The following is a 24,994-nucleotide window of genomic DNA, read 5'->3' as shown; positions in this document are numbered from 1 at the left end:
GGTCGACACCCACCAACAGCAGTGGGACCCCGCCTACCCTCAGGAAACCAGCTTTTGCTGTTGCTTCGGCTGTTGCCGTTGTTTCGGCAGGTGCAGGGCGCAGCCCTGGCGAATCCCATTACACTCCAGAAGGATTTCCCTGCTGGAGAGAGCAATGAAACGAGTGGTACTGGGCGTACTGGCCCTGTCGGTGTCGAGCGCACTGATGGCGGCCACCCCGAAATTCGATGGCGCGCGGATCTCCGCCGACGTCAAGGAACTGGCCTCCGACGCCTACGAAGGCCGCTCGCCGGCCACCGCCGGCGAAGAAAAGACCATCGCCTACCTCAGCAAGCAGTTTGCCGACGCCGGCCTGCAGCCGGGCGGCGACCTCAAGGACGGCAAGCGCCTGTGGACCCAGGCCGTGCCGCTGCGCAAGGGCGACATCGTCGGCGCACCGCAGCTGGCGCTGCACCAGGGCGGCAAGACCCTGCCGCTGGAGCAGGGCAAGCAGATCGCCGTGCGCGCCGCCATGAACGGCGCCAGCAGCGTCGACATCAGCAAGGCCCCGCTGGTGTTTCTCGGCTACGGCGTGAAGGCACCGGAGCGCAACTGGGACGACTTCAAGGGCGTGGACCTGAAGGGCAAGATCGCCGTGGTGCTGATCAACGACCCGGACTTCGAAACCGGCCAAGGTGATTTCGACGGCAAGGGCATGACCTATTACGGCCGTTGGACCTACAAGTACGAGGAAGGCGCCCGTCAGGGTGCGCAGGGCGTGCTGATCGTGCACGAGACCGCACCGGCGTCGTATGGCTGGGCCACCGTGGCCGGCTCCAACACCAACACCATGTTCGACGTGGTGCGTGACAACCCGGCAGAAAGCCACCCGCTGCTGGAAGGCTGGATCCAGCGCGACCTTGCCGTGGAGCTGTTCCGCTCGGCCGGGCAGGATTTCGAGGCACTGAAGAAGAAGGCGCAGCAGCGCGACTTCACCCCGGTGCCGCTGACCGGCGCCAGCCTGGACGCGAAGTACGCGGTGAAGACCGAAGTGATCACCTCTCACAACGTGGCCGCGCGCCTGGAAGGCAGCCGCCATCCGGACGAGACCATCATCTACAGCGCGCACTGGGACCACATCGGCGTGGGCGAGCCGGACGCGCGCGGTGACCGCATCTTCAACGGCGCGCTGGACAACGCCAGCGGCACCGCCTCGCTGGTCGAGCTGGCCCGTGGCTTCGCCAAGGAGAAGCGCCCGCAGCGCTCGCTGCTGTTCCTGGCGGTCACCGCCGAGGAAAAGGGCCTGCTGGGTTCTGAGTACTACGCCACCCATCCGCTGTATCCGCTGGAAAAGACCGTGGCCGTGATCAACATGGACGGCATGGCGCCGTTCGGCCCGTCGCGTGACTTCGGTATCTACGGTGCCGCGCGCTTCGAGCTGCTGGACCAGCTGAAGGACGTGGCCAAGGGCTGGGATATCCGCTACACGCCGGACCCGAAGCCGGAAGCGGGCCTGTTCTTCCGCTCCGACCACTTCCCGTTCGCCAAGCGTGGCGTGCCGGCGCTGTCCTGGTCGGCCGGCCAGGACTGGGTGGACGGTGGCGTGGCCGCAGGCAGGAAGGCCTCCGAGGACTACACCGCCAAGCGCTATCACCAGCAGGGCGACGAGTGGCAGCCGGACTGGGTGTTTGCCGGTGCCGCGCGCGACCTGGAAGTGCTGTACACGCTGGGCAACCAGCTGGCCAATTCCCGCGATTGGCCGAACTGGAGCAAGGACGAGGCGTTCCGCGCCGTGCGTGACGCCAGCGCCGACCAGCGCAAATAACGGCGTCCGGTAGTGCCGGCCGCTGGCCGGCATTGCCGCCCCCGGAAACGCCGGGCCGTGCCCGGCGTTTCCATAACGGCTTCCATCCCAACTTTCCCGGCCTTCGTCGCAGCCTGCTTGCTTGCCCGGCGGGCCGCCCTATGCTCGGCTCACCCCCTTCCTCAAGGCGCCGCCGTGTTCGCCAGCCTCTCTCTCCTGATCCGCCACCTGCTGGCCTGGGCTGCCGCGCTGGTTGTCGCCGGCATGGTCTGGAGCGGCATCTTCAGTGGCATGAACGATGGCCCGGGCTGGATCTTCGGGCTGCTGGCGATGTTCCTGATCATTTCCGCGCTGGGCAGTGCCATCACCCACATCCGCCGGGTCTGGCTGGTGGCCGGTCGCCTGGATGCCACCACCCTGTCCGGCCGCCAGCGCCGCCAGATCGAACTGCCGATGGACGCGGGCCACGCCTTCTCGGTGGTGGAGGCGGCGATTTCCGAACTACCGCGCGTCGAAGACGTGGAAAGCTCGGCCGGCAGCCTGCAGGTGCGCGCCTATGTGCGCCGGGTCGACCTCTGGAACGGCCGCCAGCCCTCGCGCTGGAACCTGCCGGCGCGGCTGGCCATCAAGCGCAACAGCGTGCTGGCCACGGTGACACCGGGGCAGGGCACCAGCACCGTGACCCTGCTGTTCGAACCCGATGCCGGCTGGTGGGCCGACCTGCTGGCGCTCGACGAAGGCAGCAACTTCGAGAACGCCGAAGCAGTCACCCGTGCGATCAGCCGCCGCGTCGCCGACCAGCGCCGCGACGAACAGGCTGCGGCCGAACAGACCCAGGTGGAAAAGGAACTGTCGGTGGCACGCTTGAACCTGTTGCATGCGCAGGTGGAACCGCACTTCCTCTACAACACGCTGGCCAACGCGCAGGTACTGACCCGCACCGATCCGGCGCGTGCCGAACAGATGCTCGGCCACCTCATTCAATACCTGCGCAGCTCGTTGCCGCAGGTGGACGAATCGGTATCCACGCTGGGCGTGGAGCTGGACCGCACCCGCGCGTACCTGGAAATCCTGCGCATCCGCATGGGCGCACGCCTGGCGGTGGAAATGCAGGTACCGAACGAACTGCACGGCGTGCACCTGCCGGCGATGGCACTGCAGACGCTGGTGGAGAACGCGATCAAGCACGGCCTGGAACCCAAGCCCGGCGGTGGCACGATCTGGATACTGGCGCGCGGCTTCGATGACCACGTGACCGTGACCGTGGCCGACGATGGGCTGGGCTTCGGCCAGGGCACCAGCGGTACCGGCATCGGCCTGAAGAACCTGCGCGAGCGCCTGCGCCTGACCTGCGGCGAGCAGGCCGGCGTGGCGATCGTTGCCAACTTCCCCAGCGGCGTGGCCGCGACCATGACCCTGCCGCAGTCGCCCAAGGAGCGCAGCCATGCCGCTTGAAGCCCTGATCGCCGAAGACGAAGAACTGCTGCGGCAGTCACTGGTGGAGCAGCTGGGCCGGTTGTGGCCGGAGCTGAAGCTGGTGGCCGAGTGCGAGGACGGTGCCAGTGCACTGGAGCAGCTGGCCGAGACGCAGCCGGATATCGCTTTTCTCGACATCCGCATGCCCGGCATCAGCGGCATCGAGGTCGCGCGCTCGCTGTCCGAGCTGAGCCCGCGCACCCAGGTAGTGTTCGTCACCGCCTACGACCAGTACGCCATCGATGCGTTCGAGCAGGGCGCGATGGACTACCTGTTGAAGCCGGTCAGCGACGAGCGCCTGCTGGCCACCCGCGAGCGCATCCTGTCGCGGCTGCCATCAACGCGACAGGACGATGCCGTGCTGGAGCGCCTGCTGCAGCGGCTGGGCCCGTCGCAGGGCGCAGCGGAGCGCCCGCCACTGGCCTGGATCACCGCCAGCAACGGCCGCGAGACGCAGCTGATCATGCTGGAAGATGTGGCCTACTTCCGCGCCGACAACAAGTACACCACCGTGGTCACCGCTGCCGGCGAAAGCCTGCTGCGCACACCGTTACGTGAACTGCTTGAAGTGCTCGACCCGCAGCACTTCCGCCAGATCCACCGCTCCACCATCGTCAACATGAAGGCGGTGGCAGCGGTGAGCCGCGACGACACCGGGCGCGGCGTGCTGCGCCTGCGCGGGCGCACGGAGACGCTGGTGGTCAGCCAACCGTTCATGAGCCTGTTCCGCGGCATGTAGCCGCGCCGCAGTCTCCGCCGCCAGGAGCATTGCATGCGTTTTTTCCTGCTTGTCGGCCTCGCCGCATTGGCGCTTGCCGGTTGCCGGAAGTCCACTGAAACCGCGATCACCCGCACCACTGCCAATGGCGTGGACACGCTGTACAGCAAGCGCACGGTAGTGGACGGCGTGGCGCGTTTCGAGTGCATGGCCAGCCGCAGCGGCCAGTGCCATTACCTGGTGCTGGACCCGGCCTGTCGTCCTGATGCCGCCTGTGCGAAAGCGCCGATACGGTCGTTCGCGTTGGCGGCCGGCACGACCCGGGAGTTCAGGGGCCTGCCGAAGGGCTTCGCCCAGTGCGTCAGCGAGGATCGGAAAGAACAATGCCACCGTGAGTGATCACGGTGGCATTGTGGCTCCCCCCGCTTCCCTGAAGGGTCAGTAGGCAGGCTGTAGTGTCAGGTCGTGGTGGTGCTCGTTCTCGCCCACGTGGTTGAGGCGGCCGACCAGTTCGGAGTGCTGCTTCATGCGCCCGATCTCGGTCATGATGCGGATGTCCTCGTGGCGCAGCTCGCGCTTGGCGGTGACCGCCTGCTTGTAATCGAGCACTTCCGGGTAATGCTCGGCCAGGTCCAGTGCCTCGGCCACGTGCTCGACGCTGTCGGCCTTGGAGCTGATGCGTGCGCGACTGTTGAACGCCTTCATCCAGCGCTCGAAACCGGCCTGCTGATCGAACATGTTGGCCATGAACCAGATCACGAACAGGATCGACACCCACGAGCCGAACACGACTACCACGCGGGTGAACGTGATATGGAAGTCGTCGCGCCAGAGGTAGTTGGCGATCAGGCCAAGAATCAGCAGCGAGGCTGCCTGCCAGCCGACGATCGAGGCGATCAGCCATTGGCACTTGGCCTGGGCCAGCACCGCGACTTCATCGCGGATCTGCTGCTCGCTGAGATTGCGCCAATGCGCGACCTGTTTGTCGAACGGGCTGCTGTAGAGCTCGTTGTCGCGAAGCAGAATTCCCAAACCCTTGAACAAAGCAATCATGGCTGGCTCCTTGTGGAACGTGCGTCGATCAGCATTGGACGGTGTGGCGGTTCCAGTTCTAGCACTTCCAGCGAGCCGTGCAATGGGCGCAATGCCAAGCTGCGCAAGGGCTTTGCCTGAATCGGTGAATGTTGTTGCATCGCAGCATCGAGGGCGCTGCCTGCGACAGGATGTCGCAGGGTGAAATGTGCTGCGGCCGCACATGAAACCGTGGCTGAGTACGAAGACTCGCCGCCGCGGTCGTGATCGCCGAGAATCGGAGCCAACCGCGCAAGATGCGACTGTTCTTCCGTCTTTCTTGGACCTGTGATGCCGGCTCTGCTGCAGCGACTCTCCCGCCCCGTCACCGCGCCGATCCGGCGCTGGGTGCTGGAGGCCTTCCCCCGTGGCCAGAGCGGCATCGATTACGACCAGCCGCTGGGTGACCCGGGTTGGTTTGGACCCGACAGCGTGACCTGGCGCCTGCACGCCGAGTTCCCCTCGATGCTGGCCGGTGGCCTGTGCGCGCTGATGCTGCAGACCCTGCATCCGCGCGCGCTGGCCGGGGTCTACGATCACTCCAATTTCCGCCAGGACCTGGTGGGTCGCCTGCGTCGCACCACCGCGTTCGTTGCCGGTACCAGCTATGCGCCCACCGGCGAGGTGGAGGCGCTGGTGGCCAAGGTGCGCCGCATCCATGCACAGATCCGCGGCCAGACCGCACAGGGCGAACCCTACGCCGCCGACGATCCGCAACTGCTGACCTGGGTGCATGTGACCGAGGCGTTCGGGTTCCTTCAGGGCTTCCGCCGGTACGGACGGGAGGTGCCGGCACACATCGCCGACCGTTACTACGATGAGTACCGCTGCGTGGCCGAGGCACTGGGTGCGGTGGACGTGCCGCGCAGCGAAGCGGAAGTGGCGGCGTACTTCTGTGCGCGGCAGCCGGAGCTGCGCGTCGACGAGCGCTCGCGCGAGGTGCTGGAGGTGCTGTCCGGCGTGCGCCTGCCGGTACCGGTGCCGGGGCTGTCGCGCGAAGTGTTCCTGGGTGCAGGCGCGGCACTGCTGCCGGACTGGGCCGAAGGCATGCTTGAACGCAGTGGCCGTCAGCGCGCGCAGGCCGCCGCGTCGGCGAAGCTGATGCAGGGCATGGCGCCGCTGTTCCGCCGTGCGTTGCCCGATGGCCTGGCCAGCCGCGCCTGTGCGCGCATGGGCGTGCCGGTGTCGGTGCTGCGCGAGTGGCCCAGCGTTCCCCGGTAGGTGCCAACCTTGGTTGGCACGCGTTGCGCGCGGTGCCGCAGGAGCGCCAACCAAGGTTGGCCTCTACCCGAGCGGATGCCGCAGTAGATCCACGCCATGCGTGGATGGGCCTTACCCCGCCGACTTCAACCCGCGCAACAGCATCTCCAGCGCCGCCGTCGCCTGCCGCAGGCGCACGTCGCCATCCTCGCCCTCGGCGATCCAGAACGCGGCCTCGGCCAGGCTGCCATAGATCAGCGACGCCAGCGCCTGCGCATTCACCGGCGCCACCACGCCCTGGGCAACCAGATGTTCGATCAGGTGCTGCATCGAATGCACGCAGTGGCGCTGCGATTCCGGTGAGGCGCCACCGAGCACCGCGCGCGCGTCGCGCAGCACGATGCGCTGGATCTCCGGTTCCAGCGCCATCTCCAGGTACGCGCGGCAACGCTGCACGAAGCCCTCCCAGGCATCGTCGGCGGCATCACTGATCGCCTGCAGGCGCTGGTCGGTCTCGGCATCGAGCTGGGCGACGACAGCCGCCAGCAGACCCTTCTTGTCGCCGAAGTGGTGGTACAGCGCGCCGCGGGTCAGCCCGGCCTGGGCGGTCAGGTCGTCCATCGAGGTGGCGGCATAGCCATGCTCGCTGAACACCCGGCGGGCGGTGGCCAGGAGGGTGGCGCGGGTTTCTTCCATCTCGGCGCGGGTGCGGCGAACCATTCAGAGCTCCTTACATACATAGTGCATGATTATTTACATACGGCGCGTATGAATGTAGCCTCTTATTCATACGCCCTGTATGTATTGTCATGGCGCCCCGTGCGCCAGGCAAGTCGCTGCCTTGGAGAACCTGATGGCCACCCCCTATCGCGACCTGTTCGCGACCCCCGGCACCGCCGGCCTCGCCCTGGCCGGGCTGCTGGCACGCCTGCCGCTGCCGATGACCGGTATCGGCATCATCACCTTGCTGTCCCAGCTGCGCGGCAGCTATGCACTGGCCGGTGCGGTGTCGGCCACCTTCGTGCTGACCTATGCGTTGCTGTCGCCGCAGGTGTCGCGCTGGGTCGACCGGCGCGGGCAGGGCAGGGTACTGCCATGGGCCACTGCGGCCAGTGCGGCCGGTCTGCTGTTGCTGCTCGCGTGCACGCTGCTGGCCGCGCCGGACTGGACGCTGTTCGTTGCGGCGATGCTGGCCGGCTGCATGCCCAGCGTGTCGGCGATGGTGCGAGCGCGCTGGACCGCGACCCATCGCGGACGACCACAGCTGCAGACCGCGTATTCGCTGGAGAGCGTGTTCGACGAGGTGACCTTCATCGCCGGGCCACCGTTGTCCGTCGGATTGTCGGTGGCGGTATGGCCACAGGCTGGCGTACTGGCGGCCGCCCTGCTGCTGGTGGCCGGCGTCGCCGCACTGGTGCTGCAGCGGGGCACCGAGCCGCCGATACAGCACTACGAAGGTGCAACATCCTCGCACTCGCTGCTGCGGCAACCGGAGATCCGCCTGCTGGCGTTGCTGATGCTGGCGATGGGCGTGATCGTCGGCACCGTCGACATCACCAGCGTGGCATTGGCCGAGCTGCGCGGACAGCCACTAGCTGCCAGCTGGGTGCTGTCGGCCTACGCGCTGGGCAGCTGCTCGGCGGGCCTGCTGTTTGGTGCCCTGAAGCTGCCGATGCCGCTGCCGCGCCTGTTGCTGGCCGGAGCAGCGGCCACCGCATTGACCACGTTGCCGCTGCTGTGGGTCGGCACTCTGCCGGCACTGGCCGCTGCGGTACTGCTGGCCGGGGTGTTCTTCGCGCCGACGATGATCGTGGCGATGTCGCTGGTTGAACAACGCGTGCCCGAAGCACGCCTGACCGAAGGCATGACGTGGCTGCTGGCCGGCCTCAACATCGGCGTGGCGCTGGGCGCGGCGCTGTCTGGACAGAGCGTCGATGCGGCGGGCGTGCGCAGCGGTTTTGTGGTTGCGCTGGCGGCAGGCGGTGGCGTGCTGCTGTTCGCCTTGCTCGTGCAACGTGCGCTGCGCCCGTCTGCCGCGTCCACATCTCCTGAAGGAATCATCCCGTGAGCGCTTCATCGCCTGCGCATGCCGCGTCTGTGCCCCGCCATCCGTGGTGGGCGGTCTCCGCCGTCGGCCTCGCCACGTTCTCGGTGGTCACCACCGAAATGCTGCCGGTCGGCCTGCTGACTCCCATCGCCGGAGATCTCGGCGCGTCCACCGGCACCGCCGGCCTGATGATCTCACTGCCCGCCCTGCTGGCGGCAGTGTTCGCCCCGCTTGCGGTGATCGCAGCCGGTGGCATCGATCGTCGCCGCATCCTGTGTGCGCTGTTGGGCCTGCTGCTGGTCGCCAACCTTGCGTCGGCGCTGGCACCTGGCATCGGCTGGCTGTTGGCCGCGCGTGTGCTGGTGGGGTTCTGCATGGGCGGCATCTGGACCATTGCCGGTGGGCTGGCAGCGCGCCTGGTACCTGCGCAGCGCATCGGTCTGGCCACCTCGATCATCTTCGGAGGCGTGGCCGCAGCTTCGGTGCTCGGCGTTCCGTTGGGCGCGCTGATCGGGGATGCATTGGGCTGGCGCAGCGCGTTCGTGGCGATGACGTTGTTCAGTGCGGCGGTGATGCTGCTGCATCTGCGGGTGGTTCCCGCGTTGCCGGTCAGCACATCGGTGCGGCCGCGACAGTTCGTGCAGCAGCTTGGCCAGCGCAACCTGCGGCGTGGCCTGTGGCTGACCGGGCTGCTGGTGTCCGGGCACTTCATCGCCTTCACGTACGTGCGGCCGCTGCTGACGTCCGTATCGGGCGTGGATGCGTCGTGGATAGGTGCACTGCTGTTTGGGTACGGCCTGGCTGGCATCGCCGGCAACTTCATCGCCGGGCCGCTGGCTGCGCGCCATCCACGGGGCACGCTGCTGGCGATAGCCTCGGGCCTGCTGCTGACGCCTCTGCTGTTCCTGTGGGTGGGAAATGCGCCCTCCGCAGGTATTGCAGTGCTGCTGCTGTGGGGTCTGGCCTATGGCGGTGTATCGGTGGGCCTGATGAGCTGGATGATGAAGGCGGTGCCGCAGGCCGTGGAGATCGCCACCGCGTTGTATGTGGCGGTATTCAACATCGGCATCGCAATGGGTGCGTGGGGTGGTGGCCGCCTGCTGGATGGCGTGGGCCTGCATGCGAATCTGTGGGCTGCGGCGGTGTTGGCTGGGAGTGCCCTGCTGATGGCTGCCATCACCCGCAGGTAGATCCACGCCATGCGTGGATTCCTACCCCGTGCCGACCAAGGTCGGCACCCACCAGAGCGAAGTATGTGCCGACCAAGGTTGGCATCCACCAGAGCGAAGTATGTGCCGACCAAGGTTGGCATCCACCAGAGCGAAGTATGTGCCGACCAAGGTTGGCATCCACCAGAGCGGAGTATGTGCCGACCAAGGCTGGCATCCGCCAGAACTAGGCATGCGCCGACGAAGGTTGGCCGCTACCCGGAAATGAAACGGGCGCCTTGCGGCGCCCGTTCCGGTTACATCACCACACCTTGACCCGCTTGTCCGGGGCCAGGTACAGCTTCTGGCCTTCCTTCACTTCGAACGCCGGGTACCATGCGTCGATGTTGCGCACGGTCAGCGCGCGGAACTGGCCCGGGGCATGCACATCGGTCAGCAGCGAATTGCGCAGCGCCTGCTCGCGGCTCTTGCTGCGCCACGCCTGGGCGAAGCCGAGGAAGAAGCGCTGGTCCGGGCTGAAGCCTTCCAGGGTCTGGCCCGGCTTGCCCTGCAGCGACAGCTGGTAGGCGTCGTAGGCGGTACCCAGGCCAGCCACGTCGGCGATGTTCTCGCCCAGGGTCAGCTTGCCGTTCACGTGCACGCCGGGGAACGGCTCGTAGCTGCTGAACTGCGCGGCCAGCGCATCACCGGCGGCGTTGAACTGCTTCAGGTCCTCGGCGGTCCACCAGTTGTGCAGCTTGCCGGTCTCGTCGAACAGCGCGCCGGCGTTGTCGAAGCCGTGGCTGATCTCGTGGCCGATCACCGCACCGATCGCACCGTAGTTCACCGCGTCATCGGCAGCGCCGTCGAAGAACGGCGGCTGCAGGATCGCGGCCGGGAACACCAGGCGGTTCTCCAGCGGCACGTTCATCGCATTGATGGTCTGCGGCAGCATCGCCCACTCGCTGTGGTCGACCGGCTTGCCCAGCTTGGCGATGTTGCGCTGGTACTCGAACAGCTCGGCGCGCTGTGCATTGCCCAGCGGGTCATCACGGCGGATCTCCAGGCCGGTGTAGTCGCGCCACTTCTCCGGATAGCCCATGCCCACGGTCAGGCCCGTGACCTTGGCCTTGGCATGCGCCTTGGTCTGCGGCGACATCCACGACAGCGCGTCGATGCGCTTGGCAAAAGCGGCGATGATGTTCTTCGCCATCTCGTCCGCACGCTCCTTGGTCCTGGCGTCGAAGTGCTTTTCGACGTAGCGCTTGCCGATCGCTTCGCCGACGGCATGGTTGGCATCGTCCACCGCGCGCTTCCAGCGGTCGCTCTGCTGCGGCGTGCCGCTCAGCGCGGTGCCATGGAAGGCGAAGCGGGCATCGGCGAACTTCTTCGGCAGGTAGGCGGCGGCACGGTCCAGCGCGTGGAACGCCAGGTAGTCCTTCCAGGCGTCCAGCGGCTCGGTGGCGACCAGCCTGGACAGGCCGGCCACGGCCTTGGGCTGCCACACGATGAAGTCCTGCTGGTTGCCCAGCGCCGCCGCATCGAGGAAGGCGTTCCAGTCCAGGCCCGGCGCCTTTGCATTGAAGTCGGCCTGGGTCCAGGGGTTGGCGCCCTTGGTCACGTCGTTGGTTTCTTCCTGGGTGGCATGCGCCTGCGCGATCTTCGTTTCCAGCGCGAGGATGCGCTGCGCCTTGCCGGCCGGGTCGGCGACGCCGGCCAGCTGCAGCATCTGTGCGATGTAGGCCTGGTACTGCTTGCGCAGTTCGGCCATGCGGCCATCGCCCAGGTAGAAATCGCGGTCGGGCATGCCCAGGCCGCCCTGCACCAGGTACGGCGCGGTGCGATCCGGCTGCAGCATGTCCACCGACACCCACAGGCCGAACAGGCGGTCGGTGTAGAAGTTGGTGGCGTTGAGCAGGTCGACGTCGGCGCGCAGGTCGCCGCCGAGTGCGCGGGCCAGCCCGGCCTTGTCGGCGATCGCATCGATGGCCTTCAGCTGCGGCTGCACCGGCGCCAGACCGTGCTGCTCGATGCCGGCTTCGTCCATGTAGGCGGCGTAGTAGTCGCCGATCAGCTTGTCGTCGCCGCTGGCCTGGGTGTTGCCGGCGGCCCCTTCCAGGATGGCGCGGGTGTCGGCCAGGGTCTTCTCGGCAATGACATTGAAGCTGCCGAAGCGCGAGCGGTCGGCCGGAATCTCGGTGTTCTTCACCCAGGTGCCGTTGGCGAAGCCGAAGAAGTCGTCGCCGGCGGCGATGCTGCGGTCCATGCCGCTGGCATCGAAGCCGAAACTGCCCAGCATCGGCTTGGCCGCAGCGGGGGCGGCATCGGCCGGCGCGGTGGCACCGACGGCCGGGTCGGCCGGGCGGTCACAGGCGGCCAGGGACAGGCTGGCAACAATGGCCAGCGCCAGGGTGGGACGGCGCAGCTTGGACATGGACTTCTCTTGCAGCGGAAAACCCCAAGTCTAATCCGCTCCGGCGCCACTGGCCGCCCCCCTGCGGGGCCCGCCCTGTGCAGGATCTGGCTGAACGTGCGGATGCGATCTTCACGCCGTCACCGGGGTGGTGCATGCTGGACCCTCGAGCCCTGCGCGGACACGGGGAGGTGGCCATGCAGGACGGGGTCAGGCGTCAAGAATGGCGTCCGCCGGCCGTTGAGGTCGGGGACGTGGAGGATTCGTTCGCGCATGAAGCCAGCCGACTGCACAAGGAACATCAACCGATGCCCGCGCTGAAACGGGCGTTGGCCCGGCCGCTGCGCGCCATCACCTGGGGCGGTGTGCTGCTGGGCGTACTGCTGGTGACCGGTCTGGCCCTCATGCTGGTCAACGACCACCACCGCCGCCTGGAAGCGGCGCAGCGGCAGAGCCGCGCGCTGGCGGTGGGCAGCGAGCGCCTGCTGGCGCTGGAGCTGCGCAACCTGGAGCGGGCCATGACCGGCATCGCCGCCGACGCCGCGGAACTGTTCCGCAGCGTGCCGGCACAGGCGCCGGCCTTGCTGGATGCCTCCATCGGCGGCGTGCTGGGCCGGCACGCCGAACTGCACAGCATCGTGGTGCTCGACAGCTATGGCCGCGCATTGACGGCCGGCAAGGGCGACCTGCAGTTGCCGTTGTGGACCGATCCGCAACGGCGCGGCTCGGGCAGCGCGCTGTACATCGGCCCGCCGCAGCGTGCCAGCGACGGGGGCTGGGTGGTCCCGCTGGCGCTGCCGATGGCCGATGGGCGCTGGCTGCTGGCACGGCTGCGCTGTGGCGAACTGCAGCGCATCGTCGGCGGCCTGGATGTCGGTCCCAACGGATTGGTCTCGATCAGCGATGCCCAGGGCTACATGCTGGCCCGCGTACCCGATCCGCATGGCACGGTGGGCCGCCGCTACGACCTGCCGCGCCGGGATCTGCTCGGCACGCAGGCAGTGGTCGAGCTGGGCAGCATGCCCGGCGTCGTCGACGGCGTGCCGCGCATCCTCACCATCAGCACGCTCGAACGCAGCCCGCTGGCGGTGCAGGTCGGCCTGGCCGACGAAGATGTACTCGCACCGTGGTGGCCGTACCTGAAGGCGTCGGTGGCGATCGTACTGGCCTACATCGCGGTGTTGCTGGTACTGCTGTACGCCGTGCGCCGCAGCACCCGCAGCCAGCAGGCGATGGCCGAGGAACTGAAGACGGGCCACGCCGAGCTGCGCCTGGCGCACCAGGTCGGGCGTGTCTGCACCTGGTACGTGGATGAGGACGCCGCGCTGCTGCGCTGGTCGCCGCTGGCCCGCGAGATCTTTGGGGTACAGACCGACGCCTTGCCGGTCGCGGACTTCTTCGCGCGCGTGCATCGCGATGATGCCGCGCGCCTGCAGCAGGCCTTTGACCAGGCCTTCGCCGGCAGCGCTGTGCTCGACCAGGTGTTCCGCCTGGTGCTTCCCGGGGGCGAGGTGCGCTGGGTCGGCGCGCGCGGGCAGCGGGTGGAAGTGGCCGACAGCGAGCGGCGCATGATCGGTGCGCTGACCGACCTGAGCGAACGCTATCAGGCGCGCGAGCAGATGAGCGAAGTGGAACGCCGCTTCCGCCTGCTGTTCGACCGCAATCCTGCACCGTTCTGGGTGTTCGACCCGGATACGCTGCGCTTCATCGAGGTCAACGACGCTGCAGTGCGCCAGTATGGCTACAGCCGCGACGAGTTCCTGGCGATGAGCATCCTCGACATCCGCCCGCGCGAAGGCTGGGACGAAGTGCGTGGTGCCATCCAGCGGGCGCAGGTGGGCGATCCCCCCGACGCGACCGTGCGCCTGCACCGGCGCAAGGACGGCAGTGTGTTCGAGGTGCGCGCACACCTGTCCAAGCTCGACTTCGACGGACAGCCCGCGTGCCTGGTGCTGGCCGAGGATGTCAGCGAGCGGCTGGCCTACGAGCGCGACCTGGCCTACCAGGCACGGCACAACCCGGCCACCGGCCTGCTCAATGTGCGCGCCCTGACCGAACAGCTGGACGAGCAGGAGGAGGGCTACACCATCGCCTTCGTGCAGCTGCGCGGACTGCAGCTGGTGGCCGATACGCTGGGCCGCGAGATCGGCGATGCGGTGCTGCAGTCGATGGCGACCCGGCTCGGGGGCCTGGGCGCACGCTGTGGCACGCTGGCGTTCCAGCCGGCCGAGGATTTCGTCTTCGCCATCGGTGCCGAGCACGATACCCAGCGCGTGCTGGACGACCTGCTGCAGATCGTGTCGGCGCCGATGCGCGGCAAGGACTCGCTGCACCAGTTCGAGCCGCGCATCGGCGTGGCCGTGCACATCGCTGGTGACGGGCACACGGCCGAGCAGGTGATCGGCATGGCCGCGCAGGCCGCGCATGCGGCGCGCGCCGAGGGCAACGTGGTGGTCTGGTTCGATGCGGCCGTGACCACGCGCCTGGCCGACCGCCTGCGCCTGGCCGGGCGCATCCATGCCGCCATCGACAACGAATTCCAGCTGTATTTCCAGCCGATCCGGCATGCCGGCGATGGCAGCCCGGCAGCGCTGGAGGCACTGCTGCGCTGGCCGCAGGCCGATGGCAGCTTCATCCCGCCCAACGAGTTCATCCAGCTGTGCGAGGACACCGGGTTGATCCTGGCACTGGGCCGCTGGGTGATCCGCGCGGCGGCGAAGGCGCAGCGCCGTCTGGTCGAGGCCGGGTGGGGTGAGTTGCCGATCGCGGTCAACGTGTCGGCGGTTCAGTTCTTCAACAGCGACCTGGTGGCCGAATTCACCCGTGCCCAGCAGGATTTCGGCCTGGCCCGTGGCGCGCTGCACGTGGAGCTGACCGAGAGCAGCCTGATGCGCAAGCCGGCACAGGCGATGCAGACCATGCAGCGCCTGCACGAGCAGGGCATCCGCGTGTCGCTGGATGATTTCGGCACCGGCTATTCCAGCATGTCCTACCTGCAGCACCTGCCGCTGGACATCCTGAAGATCGACCGCAGCTTCGTCGCCGACGTGGAAACCAATCCACGCAATGCCTCGATCTGCCGCGCGCTGCTGTCGCTGGGCCACAGCATGGGCCTGACCATCATCGCTGAAGGCGTGGAGACGCCGGGGCAGCTGGACTGGCTGGCTGCGCATGGCTGTGACCAGGTGCAGGGCTACCTGTTGGGGCGGCCGGCGCCGCTGGAACAGATCATCGACGCGCTGGATGAGGTCCCCGCCTGATCGGGGTTCGTATGTGCCGGCCAGCGGCCGGCACTACCGGCAAGCGCCAGACTCGGCTACACCCCGGTGTCCACCAGATGGTCGATGAAACTGCGCACCTTCGGTGCCAGATGGCTGCGGCTGGTATAGACCGCGAAGATGCCGATCGGCGAGGCCTCCCATTCCGGCAGTACGCGCACCAGGCGGCCATCGGCCAGCGCGCCTTCCAGCAGGAAGTCGGGCTGCAGGATGACGCCCATGCCGGCGATCGCCGCTTCACGCAGCACGTCGCCGTTGTTGGCGTGCAGCAGGCTGTTCACCGCTACTTTCACTTCGCCGCCCGGCCCCTGCAGCGGCCAGTGGTCACCGGCGGCCCAGTAGCTGTAGCCCAGGCACGCGTGCGCCTGCAGGTCCTGCGGCGTCTGCGGGGCGCCGCGTGCGGCCAGGTAGGCCGGCGCCGCGCACAGGCTCACCCGCGATTCGCCCAGGCGGCGGGCGATCAGGGTGGGGCCCGGCTCGCGGGTGATGCGGATGGCCACATCGTAGCCTTCCTCGACCATGTCTACCAGGCGGTCGGACAGGGCCAGGTCCAGTTCCACCTGCGGAAAGCGTTCGCGGTAACTGGCCAGCAGTGGACCGAGGCGGGCGATGCCCCAACTGACCGGTGCATTGATGCGCAGCATGCCGGAGGGCTCCAGCGCCTGCGCGCCGATGCTGGCCTCCAGCGCGTCGAACTCGGCCAGCAGGCGCACGCATTGGGCGTAGTAGGCGGCGCCGGTGCTGGTGGGGCTGACCCGCCGCGTGGTGCGATGGAGCAGGCGGGTGGACAGGCGCTTTTCCAGTGCGGCGACCTGGCGGGTAACGCCGGCGGTGGACATGTCCAGGGCCTGGGCGGCGGCGCTGAAGCCGTTGCGCTCGACCACCGCCACGAACACGCGCATCGCCTCAAGGGTGTCCATTGTTGCGCCTTCTGAAATAAATACGGTCAATCGATCGTATTTATCGGCCTGTGAAGGCGCAATAACCTGAGCCCACTCCCTTCAAGGTGCTTTCCGATGCACGCCACGACCGCTCCTGTTTCGCCGCTGGCCCCGTATGGCGCCACCCTGCTGCGCCTGGCACTGGGCGTGCTGTTCCTGGTCCATGCGCTGACCAAGCTGCTGGTATTCACCCCGGCCGGCACGGCAGCATTCTTCGAGTCGCTGGGCCTGCCCGGCGTGCTCGGCTACCTCACCCTCGGCGTCGAGCTGGCGATCACTGTCGCGCTCCTGCTGGGCATCTATGCGCGCTGGGTGGGCCTGGTCGGCGTGCCGCTGCTGCTGGGCACCATCGTCACCGTGCACGGCGCCAACGGCTTCGGTTTCGCCAATGCCGGCGGCGGCTGGGAATACCCGGCGTTCTGGGCGCTGGCGCTGGTGGTGCTGTTCCTGGTCGGCGATGGCAAGTGGACCCTGCGTTCGCGCTGATCGCCGCCTGATCCTGCAACTGGAGAATTCCATGTCCCGCCTGCCTTCGCTGTACATCTCCCATGGTTCGCCGATGACCGCCCTGCATCCGGGCCAGGTCGGTGTGCGCCTGGCCGAGCTGGCGCGCGACCTGCCGCCGCCGCGCGCCATCGTGACGGCCTCGGCGCACTGGCTGGGCCGGCAGCCGCTGGTCGGCGCACATCCGCAGCCGCCGACGATCCACGACTTTGGTGGCTTCCCGCGCGCGCTGTTCGAACTGCAATACCCGGCGCCGGGTGATCCGGCACTGGCCGAAGAAGTGGCCGGTCGCATCGCCGCCGCAGGCCTGCCAGTGGCCATCGACCCGCAGCGTGGGCTCGACCACGGCGCGTGGGTACCGCTGCGGCTGTTGCGCCCGCAGGCCGACATCCCGGTCGTGCCGGTGTCGATCCAGCCGCTGCTCGGCCCCGAGCATCAGTTTGCGCTGGGCCGCGCGCTGGCACCACTGCGCGAACAAGGCGTGCTGCTGGTCGGCTCGGGCAGCATCACCCACAACCTGCACGACTGGGGCGACTACCAGGAGGGCAAGGAAGCGCCATACGTGCGGCCCTTCATCGAGTGGGTGGAGCAGCGGCTGGCCGCTGATGACCGCCAGGCGCTGTTCGATTACCGCCGGCAGGCCCCGTTCGCCGAGCGTGCGCACCCGACCGACGAGCACCTGCTGCCGCTGTTCTTCGCGATGGGAGCGGCTGGCGAGGGCGGTTTCGGCGCACGCCGCATCGACGCCGGCATCGATGCCGGCTTCCTGGCCATGGATCTGTACCGGTTCGACGGGGCATGAGCCGGGGCTGACGCGCGGCGGCCCCGGCCGTCGCGGTCAGGGCCGCATGTGGTAGTTTTTTCCGGGTTTCCGGCGCTGGCCCTCGTGCCTCCCCACGCGCCGCTTCCTGGAAGAAGCATGCATACCATTGAAGTCGTCCTGGCGATGCTGGTGGCCGTTGTCGCCAGCGGCTACCTGGTTCGCGTCCTCCCGTTCTCGCTGCCGTTGCCGCTGGTGCAGATCGGCCTGGGCGCGGTGATCGCCGGCGTGTTCAACCGCGGCCATGCGCTGGAGCCGGAAGTGTTCTTCCTGCTGTTCCTGCCGCCGCTGCTGTTCCTGGATGGCTGGCGCATTCCCAAGCAGGGCCTGTTCCGCGACAAGGGCGCGATCCTCGAACTGGCGTTCGGCCTGGTGGTGTTCACCGTGATCGGCGCCGGCCTGCTGATCCACTGGATGATTCCGGTGATGCCGCTGGCAGTGTGCTTCGCGCTGGCGGCCATCGTCTCGCCGACCGACCCGGTGGCGGTCGGGGCGATCGCCTCCAAGGCACCGATCCCGAAGCGCCTGATGCACATCCTGGAAGGCGAGTCGCTGCTCAACGATGCGTCCGGCCTGGTCTGCTTCCGTTTCGCGGTGGCCGCGGTGATGACCGGCTCCTTCTCGCTGGCCACGGCCTCGCTGACCTTCCTGTGGGTGGCGGTGGCCGGCCTTGCCGTGGGCGTGGCGGTCACCCTCGGCGTGTCCACCTTCCAGCGCTGGTTGTGGCGCCGCTTCGGCGAAGAGCCGGGTGCGGCGATGCTGGTCAACCTGCTGATTCCGTTCGCGGCCTACCTGCTCGCCGAAGAAATCCATGCCTCGGGCATCCTCGCTGCGGTCGCCGCCGGTATCGCGATGAGCTACGTCGAGCTGACCGGCCGTGTCTCCGGCAGCATGCGCGTGCAGCGCGCGGGCGTCTGGAACATGCTGCAGTTCAGCTTCAACGGCATCATGTTCGTGTTGCTGGGCGAGCAGCTGCCGGGCATCGTCGAGCGCGCCACCACCACCATGAACGAGTCCGGCCACCAGAGTGCATGGTGGCTGCTGGTATACGTGGTGGTGATCAACCTGGCGCTGATCCTGCTGCGCCTGCTGTGGGTATGGCTGTCGCTGCGCTGGAACCTGCTGCGCGCGCGCCGCCGTGGCCTGGAGCGGGGCGAGGCGCCGAACTGGCGCATCGTGGTGGCGACCTCGGTGGCTGGTGTGCGCGGCGCGATCACCCTGGCCGGTGTGTTGACCCTGCCGCTGTTCCTGCCCGATGGCAGTGCGTTCCCGGCGCGCGACCTGGTGATCTTCCTGGCCGCGGCGGTGATCCTGTTCTCGCTGGTCGGCGCCAGCGTGGCGCTGCCGCAGCTGCTGAAGGGCCTGCAGCTGCCAGCCGATTCGGGCGAGCGCAAGGAAGAGGACCTGGCACGCAAGCTGTCCTCCAAGGCCGCGCTGGCCGGGGTCGAACGCATGCGCCAGCAGCTGGTGATGAACCAGAACACCGAGAACGTGCAGCTGTACAACGATGCTGCCTCGCGGGTGAGCCTGCTGTACCAGCGGCACCTGGAGAAAGACAACGACGGCCCCGACGTGGACCCGGAGAAGGTGCGGCGCATGGAGCTGGGTTACCGCCAGCTGCGCAGCGCGGGCCTGAATGCCGAGCGCGAGGAACTGTTCCGGTTGACCCGGCGCGGGGTGATCTCCGATGAGATCTCGCGGCGCCTGATCCGCAACCTGGACCTGCTGGAATCGCGCAAGCGCGAATGACGCCTGGGCCGGGCGTTGCTGACGCTGACGCGGATTCCGCCCTGCCATGTAGAGCCGAGCCCGTGCTCGGCTGCGCTTGCTTCAGGCGTCGTGAACCCGGAACGAAAAGCAGCCGAGCACGGGCTCGGCTCTACATGCCGGTGCCGGTTATTCCGGCTTCTGGTCCAGGAAATACACCTCGACCTTGCCCTTGACCTTGATGGTCATCGGATTGCCGCGGCGGTCGCGGGCCTTGCCGGCCTGCACGCGGATCCAGCCTTCGCTGACCGAGTATTCCTCGACGTTGTCGCGCTCGACGTCGTTGAAACGCACGCCAACGCCGCGCTCCAGCGCCTGCGCATCATGGAAGGGGCTGGCCGGATTGATCGCCAGGTGGTCGGGAGGGGTATCGCTCATCGCTTCATTCACAGTGACGGCCACCAAGGCCGGCTTCAGCGGCACAGGATAAACCGTAGAATGCGGGCCTGCCCCAGAGGACGTTCCGCCATGCCCGACAACAGCGACTATTTCGACTTCGAGGAAGACATCCACGACTTCGACGAAGATGGCTTCGAGGCACGGGTCTGGAACCTGCTGGTGCTGATCAACCCGGGCGACGAGGAACTGGCCCTGCAGCAGTTCAACCGCTGGCGCGAACACCTGGCCGAGGACGGGCAGCCGCTGGAAGCGGACAGCGACTGGCTGCCGGCGCTGTTCACCGCCATCGCCTGGCAGTCCGGTTTCGATGTGGAGCGCGATGACCTGGAATCGCTGCAGTCGGCGGTGAACGAGCTGTCGGCGCGCTTCAACCTGCAACTGGACTGGGGCGGCGACCTGGACGACGAGGACTTCGCCGAGGGCCTGGACGGCGTGCAGCTGATGTCCACCGCCTTCGACCGCCTGCGCGAGCACAACTACACGCTGTGGAGCGTGGATGCCGGCAGCGACGGCTTCACCGGCGTGATGGCGCTGACCCGCGACGACGACGCGATGCTGGCGCTGTGCTCGCTGCTGAACGTGGAAATCCGGCTGGGCAGCGACCCGTTCTGAGCGATGGGCCGATCCGCCGGGCACGACCCGGCGGGGACGATCTGCTGGGCGCGGCCTACGGCCGGTACTGCGCCCTGGCGTTGGCAATCACCGCTTTGACCAGGTCACGGTCGGTGTGCCGGGAAATCGCCCGCGCACCGAGCGCTATTGCCTGTGCGCGCAGCTCGGCAGTGACGTCGTAGTGCGCACCGCTGGCCTTGTTCTGGAAGGCCCGCGGGGGAATGCCGAGCTGCGCCGCCATCGCGTGCAGCTCGGCCAGGGTGTCGGCCATCAGGTGCGCCCAGCGCTGTCCGCGCCAGGGATGCACCGCGTCATCGACGTAGACCGTCACCGCCGCGGCCGGTTCAGGCCTGCGGCTTGCTGTCGCTGTCAGCGGCCGGGGCGGCCTCGGCAGCGGCTTCTTCGGCCGCGTCGCCTTCGACGGCTTCGCCTTCTTCGCCTTCAGCGGCGTCGACGCCTTCGAACTCGGCAACCAGCTTGTCCAGGTATTCGTCAGCGGTCTGCTCGGATTCGGCAGCCAGGGTGTCCAGCAGCTTCTGCAGCAGTTCCGAGTACTCCAGGTTGACCTTGCGGCCTTCCTTTTCCTGCACGTTGGCCAGGTGCTTGAGCATGGCCAGCATCGGCACCGGGTTTTCGGCGTTGCCCATGGTCTGGCCGCCGATGGCCAGCAGCCACTCACGGCCCTGCAGGCCGATGGCCGCTACCACCTGACCGTCTTCGTTGGTCAGCACGGCATGGTTCTGCACCTGCTGCTGGGCATTCAGGCGGAGGAACGGGCGCTTGGCCTGCTGCTTCTTGCGCTTGTCGCGCTTGGCCTTGGAGTTCTGGGACATGGGGTGGGGTCACCTGGAAACGGAAAGACCGCCATTGTACCGGCCGCACGCAGGCGGGGTCAGATCCCTTTCCATGGGAAAGGGATCTGACCCCGGTTCAATGTGCCACGGGCGCGGCCTCACCTTGCGCGGCCTGCACGTCCGGGTCGGCGGTCGGCGCCGACAGTCCCACCTGCGGGCCGGCACCGGCCAGGGCGGCCGCTTCGGCGGCCTGGGTCATCACCACGATGCTGATGCGGCGGTTGATCGGGTTCTGCGGGTCGGCCTTGTCGAACAGCACCGACGAAGACAGGCCGACCACGCGGGTGATCTTGCTGTCCTCCAGGCCACCGTCCACCAGCGCACGCCGTGCGGCGTTGGCACGATCGGCGCTCAGCTCCCAGTTGCCGTAGCCGCGCGCGGCCGAATAGGCGGTGATGTCGGTGTGGCCGGTCAGGCTGATCCGGTTCGGCACATGGTTCAGGTAGTTGGCCAGCTCGTGCAGGATCTGTTGCGTGTACGGCTTCAGCGTAGCGCTGCCGAGGTCGAACATCGGCCGGTTCTGCTTGTCCACGATCTGGATGCGCAGGCCTTCCGGGGTCAGGTCCAGCAGCAGCTGGTCCTTGAACGGCTCCAGTGCCTGGCTCCTGCTGATCGCTTCCTGCAGTTCCTTCATCAGCGCTTCCAGCTGCTGCTTGTCGCGCTGCTGCTGGTCCACCGGCTGCGGCACCGCTTCCTTCTGGTTCTGGAAGGGATCGTTGCTGCTGCCGCGCGAGATGTCGGTGGCACCACCCAGCTTGATCATCGAGGTGCTGGCGCCGCCCGGGCCGGCCATGCCGGGCGCCGGCGTGGCGTTCTGCCCGCTCAGCGGGCTGGGGTTGCGGAAGTACTCGGAAATGGCCGCACGGTCGTTCTTGTTGGTGGTGGCCATCAGCCACAGCACCAGGAAGAACGCCATCATCGCGGTCACGAAGTCAGCATAGGCCACCTTCCACGAACCGCCATGATGGGCGGCGTGGCCGGCCTTCTTGACCCGGCGGACGATGACAGTGGGCTTGGTCTCGGCCATGGTTTACTTGACCGTCTTCAGGTGCTGCTCGAAATCGGAGAAGGCCGGGCGCACGTTCGACGGCAGCGTCTTGCGGGCGAATTCCAGCGCGATCTTCGGGTTGTAGCCGCGCAGGCAGGCCAGCAGGGCGGTCTTGACCGATTCGTAGATGCGGCTGTCCTGCTCGGCGCGTGCCTCCATTGCTGCCGCCATCGGGCCGACGAAGCCGTAGCCCAGCAGGATGCCCAGGAAGGTACCGACCAGCGCGCCGGCCACGTGGCCACCGACCTCGACGATGTCACCGCCGATCGAGCCCATGGTGATGACGATGCCGAGCACCGCCGCGACGATGCCGAAACCGGGCAGTCCGTCGGCGACCTTGGTCAGCACCTGCGACGGCGCCATGGCCTCGGCGTGGTGCTTCTCCAGTTCCAGCTCCAGCAGCGGCTCCAGCTCATGCGGCTCGATGTTGCTGCCGATCATCAGGCGCAGGCAGTCGGTGATGAAGTCGATCAGGTGGTGGTCGGCCTGCACCTTGGGGTAGTTGGCGAACAGGGCGCTCTCGGCCGGCCGCTCGACATGGTCTTCCAGGGCCATGAAGCCTTCGCGGCGGGCCTTGTTGAGCAGTTCATAGAGCAGGCTGAGGACATCGATGTAGTCCTGCTGCTTGTAGCGCGGGCCCTTGAACACGCCGACCATGGCCTGCAGGGTCTGCTTGACCGTCTTGGCCGGGGTGCCGACCAGGAACGCACCCAGTGCGGCACCGCCGATGATGACCAGCTCGTAGGGCTGCCAGAGGGCACCCAGGCGGCCGTGGGCACCGAGGTAGCCCCCGATCACGCTGATGATGACGACCAGGAATCCAACGATGATGAGCATGGGGCGACGCAAGGAGAGGGGATATCTCCTTGTCGGCCCGTCACCCGGTTTTCTGAAGAGGGAATTCTGTGAAATCGGTCAGCGGGGTGTTTCAGCCCGCCACACCGCTTTCCGCGCCGCCACGCTGCAACGGGTCGGGCCAGGGCTCGCCATTGCCGGTGAACGAAAGTGAGACGGAGTTCAGGCAGTGGCGCTCGTAGGTGGGCGGCGGACCATCCGGGAACACGTGGCCGAGGTGGCTGCCGCAGCGCGCGCAGGTGATCTCGGTGCGCACCATGCCATGGCTGGTATCGCGGATCTCGCGCACGTGCGCCGGGTCGAACGGGGCGAAGAAGCTGGGCCAGCCGGTGCCGGAATCGAACTTGGTGCTGGAGCGGAACAGCGGCAGCGCGCACAGCCGGCAGCAGTAGACGCCCTCGCGCTTGTTGTCCAGGAACACGCCGCAGAACGGCGCTTCGGTACCGTGCTGCAGCAGCACGCGGCGCTCTTCGCTGCTGAGGCCGGCGATCAGCGCCTCGGTCTGGGTGGCAGTGGGGGGCGTCAGGTCGAAGGCAGTCATGCCGGCTCTCCGTGGGGTCGATGGCCTGGGGATGCCGGAAAACGTGGGGGTGCCGGCGCGCGCTTGCAAGTGTGACGGCCGTTCATGGGCGGCACACAGGCGCAGGCGCAAGGTAAATGCGATCCACGCCGGAGCGTGCCATGAAACCGACCCTTCCCCTGCTGCTGATGGCCCTGTTGCCCACGTTGGCGCTGGCCCAGGTGCCTGCTGCCGACCCGACGGTCACCCGCAGCGCGACCACCGTGGCTCCGGCGCCGGTGGTACCGCCGCCGCAGGCCGCACGCCCGCAGCCGCAGGTGCTGCCGTCGCCGCAGCCGGCGCAGCCGATCAGGTCCACGGGTCCTGCCCGGATTGCGCCCACCCCGGCGCCGAGGCCGGCCGACAAGGTCTATGACCGCAATGGCCGCATCGTGCCTGGCGTGCGCCCGGCTGGCCCGAACCGGGTGTTCGATTCGCGTACCGGCCGCTATTACGACAGCGTGCCGGCCGGCGATGGGCAGCAGATCAAGCGCTGACCTCGGATGCCAAGCAAGGGTGGCAGCTTCCACACACTGCACGGCCTGAACGCACGAAAACAACATCCTGCCGATCACTGCTTTTTCGCCTGCGATTAACCGTGCCGGGACCACCGTGGCCCTGCGCCGGCATTCCGCCGCCGCATGTCCTTTGTCCACTGGATCGCGATCATGAAAAACCAGCAGAACCGTCATCCCGGCAAGGAACCGCAGGGCCGCAACCCGCAGCATCAGCAGCAACAGCAACAGATGGAACCGCAGCAGCCGCGCAAGGGTGGCAAGCAGCAGGAACAGCGCTCGCAGAAGCATCCGCAGCAGCGCTGACGGACTCCGGGTCAGAGCCCGCGTTGCGGGATCTGACCCCTCGCAATCCCTGGCCGGGGTCGGATCCCGCAACGCGGGCTCTGACCCCAACCTGCGACCGCCTCAATCCGGAATCGGCAGGCTCAGCGTTTCCTTCACTTCTTCCATCACGATGTAGCTTTTGGATTCACGCACATGCGGCAGTGTCAGCAAGGTGCTGCCGAGCAGCTTGCGGTAGGAGGCCATCTCACTGATCCGTGCCTTCAGCAGGTAATCGAAGTCGCCCGAGACCAGATGGCACTCGAGCACATTGGGCAGCTTCAGGGCGGCGCGCCGGAACTCTTCGAAGATGTCACCGGACTTGTAGGCCAGGCTGATCTCTACGAATACCAGCAGGCTGGCCTTCACCGCCGCCGGGTCCAGGTGGGCGTGGTAGCCGGTGATCACCGCTTCGCGCTCGAGCCGGCGCACGCGCTCGGTGCACGGGGTGGTCGACAGGCCGACCCGCTCACCCAGTTCGGTGAAGGAAATACGGCCCTCCGCCTGCAGGATGCGCAGGATCTTGCGGTCGATCTTGTCCAGTTCGCGGGTACGGGTGGCCATGGCCGTCAACCTTGGGGAATGAATTGCAGGAGAACATCCTGCCGGTTGATTTCAAATCAGGCAAATCAACTGGGATTGGCTGTCTATACTTCCCCAAT

General features: G+C 67.5%; 25 protein-coding genes. 14 read left to right on the top strand and 11 right to left on the bottom strand.

Features of this window, described 5'->3' with window-relative positions; genetic code table 11:
• The first annotated feature begins 154 nt into the window (after nt 1-154).
• From AC5P8R_RS11955 to AC5P8R_RS11940, 4 genes are all read left to right on the top strand, one after another.
• Nucleotides 155-1,804 (top strand): M28 family metallopeptidase, encoded by a 1,650-nt coding sequence (locus AC5P8R_RS11955; protein WP_197621158.1) that lies wholly within the window; start codon nt 155-157, stop codon nt 1,802-1,804.
• 174 nt (nt 1,805-1,978) lie between these two features.
• Nucleotides 1,979-3,238 carry a sensor histidine kinase gene (locus AC5P8R_RS11950; RefSeq protein ID WP_164166971.1) on the top strand — a complete coding sequence of 420 codons (1,260 nt, stop codon included), beginning with the start codon at nt 1,979-1,981 and terminating at the stop codon, nt 3,236-3,238.
• On the top strand, nt 3,228-3,998 hold the full coding sequence (locus AC5P8R_RS11945) for a LytR/AlgR family response regulator transcription factor (protein ID WP_014645782.1): 771 nt from the start codon (nt 3,228-3,230) through the stop codon (nt 3,996-3,998). Before AC5P8R_RS11950 ends, AC5P8R_RS11945 begins: the two co-directional genes overlap by 11 nt.
• 33 nt (nt 3,999-4,031) lie before the next feature.
• Nucleotides 4,032-4,376, top strand: a complete 345-nt coding sequence (locus AC5P8R_RS11940; RefSeq protein WP_014645783.1) for a hypothetical protein — start codon at nt 4,032-4,034, stop codon at nt 4,374-4,376.
• A gap of 39 nt (nt 4,377-4,415) precedes the next feature.
• Here AC5P8R_RS11940 and AC5P8R_RS11935 read toward each other — a convergent pair whose 3' ends face one another.
• Nucleotides 4,416-5,030, bottom strand: a complete 615-nt coding sequence (locus AC5P8R_RS11935; protein ID WP_014645784.1) for a hypothetical protein — start codon at nt 5,028-5,030, stop codon at nt 4,416-4,418.
• A gap of 309 nt (nt 5,031-5,339) precedes the next feature.
• Between AC5P8R_RS11935 and AC5P8R_RS11930 the strand changes: the two genes are divergently transcribed.
• The gene (locus tag AC5P8R_RS11930) at nt 5,340-6,269 is read left to right on the top strand and encodes an oxygenase MpaB family protein (RefSeq protein WP_197621159.1); all 930 of its coding nucleotides are present in this window, start codon (nt 5,340-5,342) and stop codon (nt 6,267-6,269) included.
• A gap of 111 nt (nt 6,270-6,380) precedes the next feature.
• Here the strand turns inward: AC5P8R_RS11930 and AC5P8R_RS11925 are convergent, their stop codons facing one another.
• Nucleotides 6,381-6,968 carry a TetR/AcrR family transcriptional regulator gene (locus AC5P8R_RS11925; protein WP_014645786.1) on the bottom strand — a complete coding sequence of 196 codons (588 nt, stop codon included), beginning with the start codon at nt 6,966-6,968 and terminating at the stop codon, nt 6,381-6,383.
• Nucleotides 6,969-7,101: 133 nt separating this feature from the next.
• Between AC5P8R_RS11925 and AC5P8R_RS11920 the strand changes: the two genes are divergently transcribed.
• Nucleotides 7,102-8,316 (top strand): MFS transporter, encoded by a 1,215-nt coding sequence (locus AC5P8R_RS11920; protein WP_197621160.1) that lies wholly within the window; start codon nt 7,102-7,104, stop codon nt 8,314-8,316.
• A complete protein-coding gene (locus AC5P8R_RS11915) occupies nt 8,313-9,485 on the top strand; it encodes an MFS transporter (protein ID WP_197621161.1) in 1,173 nt (390 codons plus the stop codon). The genes AC5P8R_RS11920 and AC5P8R_RS11915 overlap by 4 nt, the downstream gene beginning before the upstream one ends.
• A 280-nt stretch (nt 9,486-9,765) precedes the next feature.
• On the opposite strand, the gene AC5P8R_RS11910 is transcribed toward AC5P8R_RS11915, so the two are convergent.
• A complete protein-coding gene (locus AC5P8R_RS11910) occupies nt 9,766-11,877 on the bottom strand; it encodes a M13 family metallopeptidase (protein ID WP_032959257.1) in 2,112 nt (703 codons plus the stop codon).
• A gap of 176 nt (nt 11,878-12,053) precedes the next feature.
• Here AC5P8R_RS11910 and AC5P8R_RS11905 point away from each other — a divergent pair, with 176 nt between their 5' ends.
• Nucleotides 12,054-15,116: a bifunctional diguanylate cyclase/phosphodiesterase gene (locus tag AC5P8R_RS11905; protein WP_046428611.1), complete on the top strand. Its 3,063-nt coding sequence runs from the start codon at nt 12,054-12,056 to the stop codon at nt 15,114-15,116.
• 56 nt (nt 15,117-15,172) lie between these two features.
• Here the strand turns inward: AC5P8R_RS11905 and AC5P8R_RS11900 are convergent, their stop codons facing one another.
• The gene (locus AC5P8R_RS11900; RefSeq protein ID WP_495223443.1) at nt 15,173-16,054 is read right to left on the bottom strand and encodes a LysR family transcriptional regulator; all 882 of its coding nucleotides are present in this window, start codon (nt 16,052-16,054) and stop codon (nt 15,173-15,175) included.
• 96 nt (nt 16,055-16,150) lie between these two features.
• Between AC5P8R_RS11900 and AC5P8R_RS11895 the strand changes: the two genes are divergently transcribed.
• From AC5P8R_RS11895 to AC5P8R_RS11885, 3 genes are all read left to right on the top strand, one after another.
• Nucleotides 16,151-16,561, top strand: a complete 411-nt coding sequence (locus AC5P8R_RS11895) for a DoxX family protein (RefSeq protein WP_069118041.1) — start codon at nt 16,151-16,153, stop codon at nt 16,559-16,561.
• 31 nt (nt 16,562-16,592) lie between these two features.
• A complete protein-coding gene (locus AC5P8R_RS11890; protein WP_142235390.1) occupies nt 16,593-17,381 on the top strand; it encodes a dioxygenase family protein in 789 nt (262 codons plus the stop codon).
• A 117-nt stretch (nt 17,382-17,498) separates the two neighbouring features.
• Complete coding sequence (locus AC5P8R_RS11885) at nt 17,499-19,148, top strand: Na+/H+ antiporter (RefSeq protein WP_046428622.1); 1,650 nt, start codon at nt 17,499-17,501, stop codon at nt 19,146-19,148.
• A 147-nt stretch (nt 19,149-19,295) separates the two neighbouring features.
• Here the strand turns inward: AC5P8R_RS11885 and AC5P8R_RS11880 are convergent, their stop codons facing one another.
• On the bottom strand, nt 19,296-19,544 hold the full coding sequence (locus AC5P8R_RS11880; protein ID WP_005415112.1) for a DUF3297 family protein: 249 nt from the start codon (nt 19,542-19,544) through the stop codon (nt 19,296-19,298).
• A gap of 90 nt (nt 19,545-19,634) precedes the next feature.
• Here AC5P8R_RS11880 and AC5P8R_RS11875 point away from each other — a divergent pair, with 90 nt between their 5' ends.
• Nucleotides 19,635-20,177 (top strand): DUF6630 family protein, encoded by a 543-nt coding sequence (locus tag AC5P8R_RS11875; protein ID WP_014645796.1) that lies wholly within the window; start codon nt 19,635-19,637, stop codon nt 20,175-20,177.
• Nucleotides 20,178-20,232: 55 nt separating this feature from the next.
• On the opposite strand, the gene AC5P8R_RS11870 is transcribed toward AC5P8R_RS11875, so the two are convergent.
• From AC5P8R_RS11870 to msrB, 5 genes are all read right to left on the bottom strand, one after another.
• Complete coding sequence (locus AC5P8R_RS11870) at nt 20,233-20,508, bottom strand: DUF4031 domain-containing protein (protein WP_032959248.1); 276 nt, start codon at nt 20,506-20,508, stop codon at nt 20,233-20,235.
• A gap of 13 nt (nt 20,509-20,521) precedes the next feature.
• The gene (locus AC5P8R_RS11865; protein WP_049408290.1) at nt 20,522-21,010 is read right to left on the bottom strand and encodes a hypothetical protein; all 489 of its coding nucleotides are present in this window, start codon (nt 21,008-21,010) and stop codon (nt 20,522-20,524) included.
• A gap of 97 nt (nt 21,011-21,107) precedes the next feature.
• A complete protein-coding gene (gene motB / locus AC5P8R_RS11860) occupies nt 21,108-22,058 on the bottom strand; it encodes a flagellar motor protein MotB (RefSeq protein WP_014645798.1) in 951 nt (316 codons plus the stop codon).
• A gap of 3 nt (nt 22,059-22,061) precedes the next feature.
• Nucleotides 22,062-22,916: a flagellar motor stator protein MotA gene (motA, locus tag AC5P8R_RS11855; protein ID WP_014645799.1), complete on the bottom strand. Its 855-nt coding sequence runs from the start codon at nt 22,914-22,916 to the stop codon at nt 22,062-22,064.
• Between the two features lie 91 nt (nt 22,917-23,007).
• Nucleotides 23,008-23,475, bottom strand: coding sequence for a peptide-methionine (R)-S-oxide reductase MsrB (gene msrB / locus AC5P8R_RS11850; RefSeq protein WP_005415117.1), 468 nt, complete (start codon nt 23,473-23,475; stop codon nt 23,008-23,010).
• 140 nt (nt 23,476-23,615) lie between these two features.
• On the opposite strand from msrB, the gene AC5P8R_RS11845 reads away from it, so the two are divergent.
• Nucleotides 23,616-23,990, top strand: coding sequence for a hypothetical protein (locus AC5P8R_RS11845; RefSeq protein ID WP_014645801.1), 375 nt, complete (start codon nt 23,616-23,618; stop codon nt 23,988-23,990).
• 144 nt (nt 23,991-24,134) lie between these two features.
• On the top strand, nt 24,135-24,314 hold the full coding sequence (locus AC5P8R_RS11840; protein ID WP_197621164.1) for a lana protein: 180 nt from the start codon (nt 24,135-24,137) through the stop codon (nt 24,312-24,314).
• 102 nt (nt 24,315-24,416) lie between these two features.
• Here the strand turns inward: AC5P8R_RS11840 and AC5P8R_RS11835 are convergent, their stop codons facing one another.
• Nucleotides 24,417-24,896, bottom strand: coding sequence for an Lrp/AsnC ligand binding domain-containing protein (locus AC5P8R_RS11835; protein WP_004140558.1), 480 nt, complete (start codon nt 24,894-24,896; stop codon nt 24,417-24,419).
• Between the last annotated feature and the right edge of the window lie 98 nt (nt 24,897-24,994).

The sequence above is a fragment of the Stenotrophomonas sp. YJH_SMC_73 genome, from assembly GCF_059370155.1.
This window is presented reverse-complemented; position numbering and strand designations above follow the sequence as displayed.

Coding starts and splice junctions, on each gene's coding strand:
- AC5P8R_RS11900 (WP_495223443.1), bottom strand. CDS start 16,054: ATGGACACCCTTGAGGCGATGCGCGTGTTCGTGGCGGTGGTCGAGCGC.
- AC5P8R_RS11955 (WP_197621158.1), top strand. CDS start 155: ATGAAACGAGTGGTACTGGGCGTACTGGCCCTGTCGGTGTCGAGCGCA.
- AC5P8R_RS11910 (WP_032959257.1), bottom strand. CDS start 11,877: ATGTCCAAGCTGCGCCGTCCCACCCTGGCGCTGGCCATTGTTGCCAGC.
- AC5P8R_RS11875 (WP_014645796.1), top strand. CDS start 19,635: ATGCCCGACAACAGCGACTATTTCGACTTCGAGGAAGACATCCACGAC.
- AC5P8R_RS11925 (WP_014645786.1), bottom strand. CDS start 6,968: ATGGTTCGCCGCACCCGCGCCGAGATGGAAGAAACCCGCGCCACCCTC.
- AC5P8R_RS11895 (WP_069118041.1), top strand. CDS start 16,151: ATGCACGCCACGACCGCTCCTGTTTCGCCGCTGGCCCCGTATGGCGCC.
- AC5P8R_RS11865 (WP_049408290.1), bottom strand. CDS start 21,010: ATGTCCCAGAACTCCAAGGCCAAGCGCGACAAGCGCAAGAAGCAGCAG.
- AC5P8R_RS11885 (WP_046428622.1), top strand. CDS start 17,499: ATGCATACCATTGAAGTCGTCCTGGCGATGCTGGTGGCCGTTGTCGCC.
- AC5P8R_RS11840 (WP_197621164.1), top strand. CDS start 24,135: ATGTCCTTTGTCCACTGGATCGCGATCATGAAAAACCAGCAGAACCGT.
- AC5P8R_RS11945 (WP_014645782.1), top strand. CDS start 3,228: ATGCCGCTTGAAGCCCTGATCGCCGAAGACGAAGAACTGCTGCGGCAG.
- AC5P8R_RS11880 (WP_005415112.1), bottom strand. CDS start 19,544: ATGAGCGATACCCCTCCCGACCACCTGGCGATCAATCCGGCCAGCCCC.
- AC5P8R_RS11935 (WP_014645784.1), bottom strand. CDS start 5,030: ATGATTGCTTTGTTCAAGGGTTTGGGAATTCTGCTTCGCGACAACGAG.
- motA (WP_014645799.1), bottom strand. CDS start 22,916: ATGCTCATCATCGTTGGATTCCTGGTCGTCATCATCAGCGTGATCGGG.
- AC5P8R_RS11905 (WP_046428611.1), top strand. CDS start 12,054: ATGCAGGACGGGGTCAGGCGTCAAGAATGGCGTCCGCCGGCCGTTGAG.
- AC5P8R_RS11845 (WP_014645801.1), top strand. CDS start 23,616: ATGAAACCGACCCTTCCCCTGCTGCTGATGGCCCTGTTGCCCACGTTG.
- AC5P8R_RS11890 (WP_142235390.1), top strand. CDS start 16,593: ATGTCCCGCCTGCCTTCGCTGTACATCTCCCATGGTTCGCCGATGACC.
- AC5P8R_RS11920 (WP_197621160.1), top strand. CDS start 7,102: ATGGCCACCCCCTATCGCGACCTGTTCGCGACCCCCGGCACCGCCGGC.
- motB (WP_014645798.1), bottom strand. CDS start 22,058: ATGGCCGAGACCAAGCCCACTGTCATCGTCCGCCGGGTCAAGAAGGCC.
- msrB (WP_005415117.1), bottom strand. CDS start 23,475: ATGACTGCCTTCGACCTGACGCCCCCCACTGCCACCCAGACCGAGGCG.
- AC5P8R_RS11835 (WP_004140558.1), bottom strand. CDS start 24,896: ATGGCCACCCGTACCCGCGAACTGGACAAGATCGACCGCAAGATCCTG.
- AC5P8R_RS11940 (WP_014645783.1), top strand. CDS start 4,032: ATGCGTTTTTTCCTGCTTGTCGGCCTCGCCGCATTGGCGCTTGCCGGT.
- AC5P8R_RS11930 (WP_197621159.1), top strand. CDS start 5,340: ATGCCGGCTCTGCTGCAGCGACTCTCCCGCCCCGTCACCGCGCCGATC.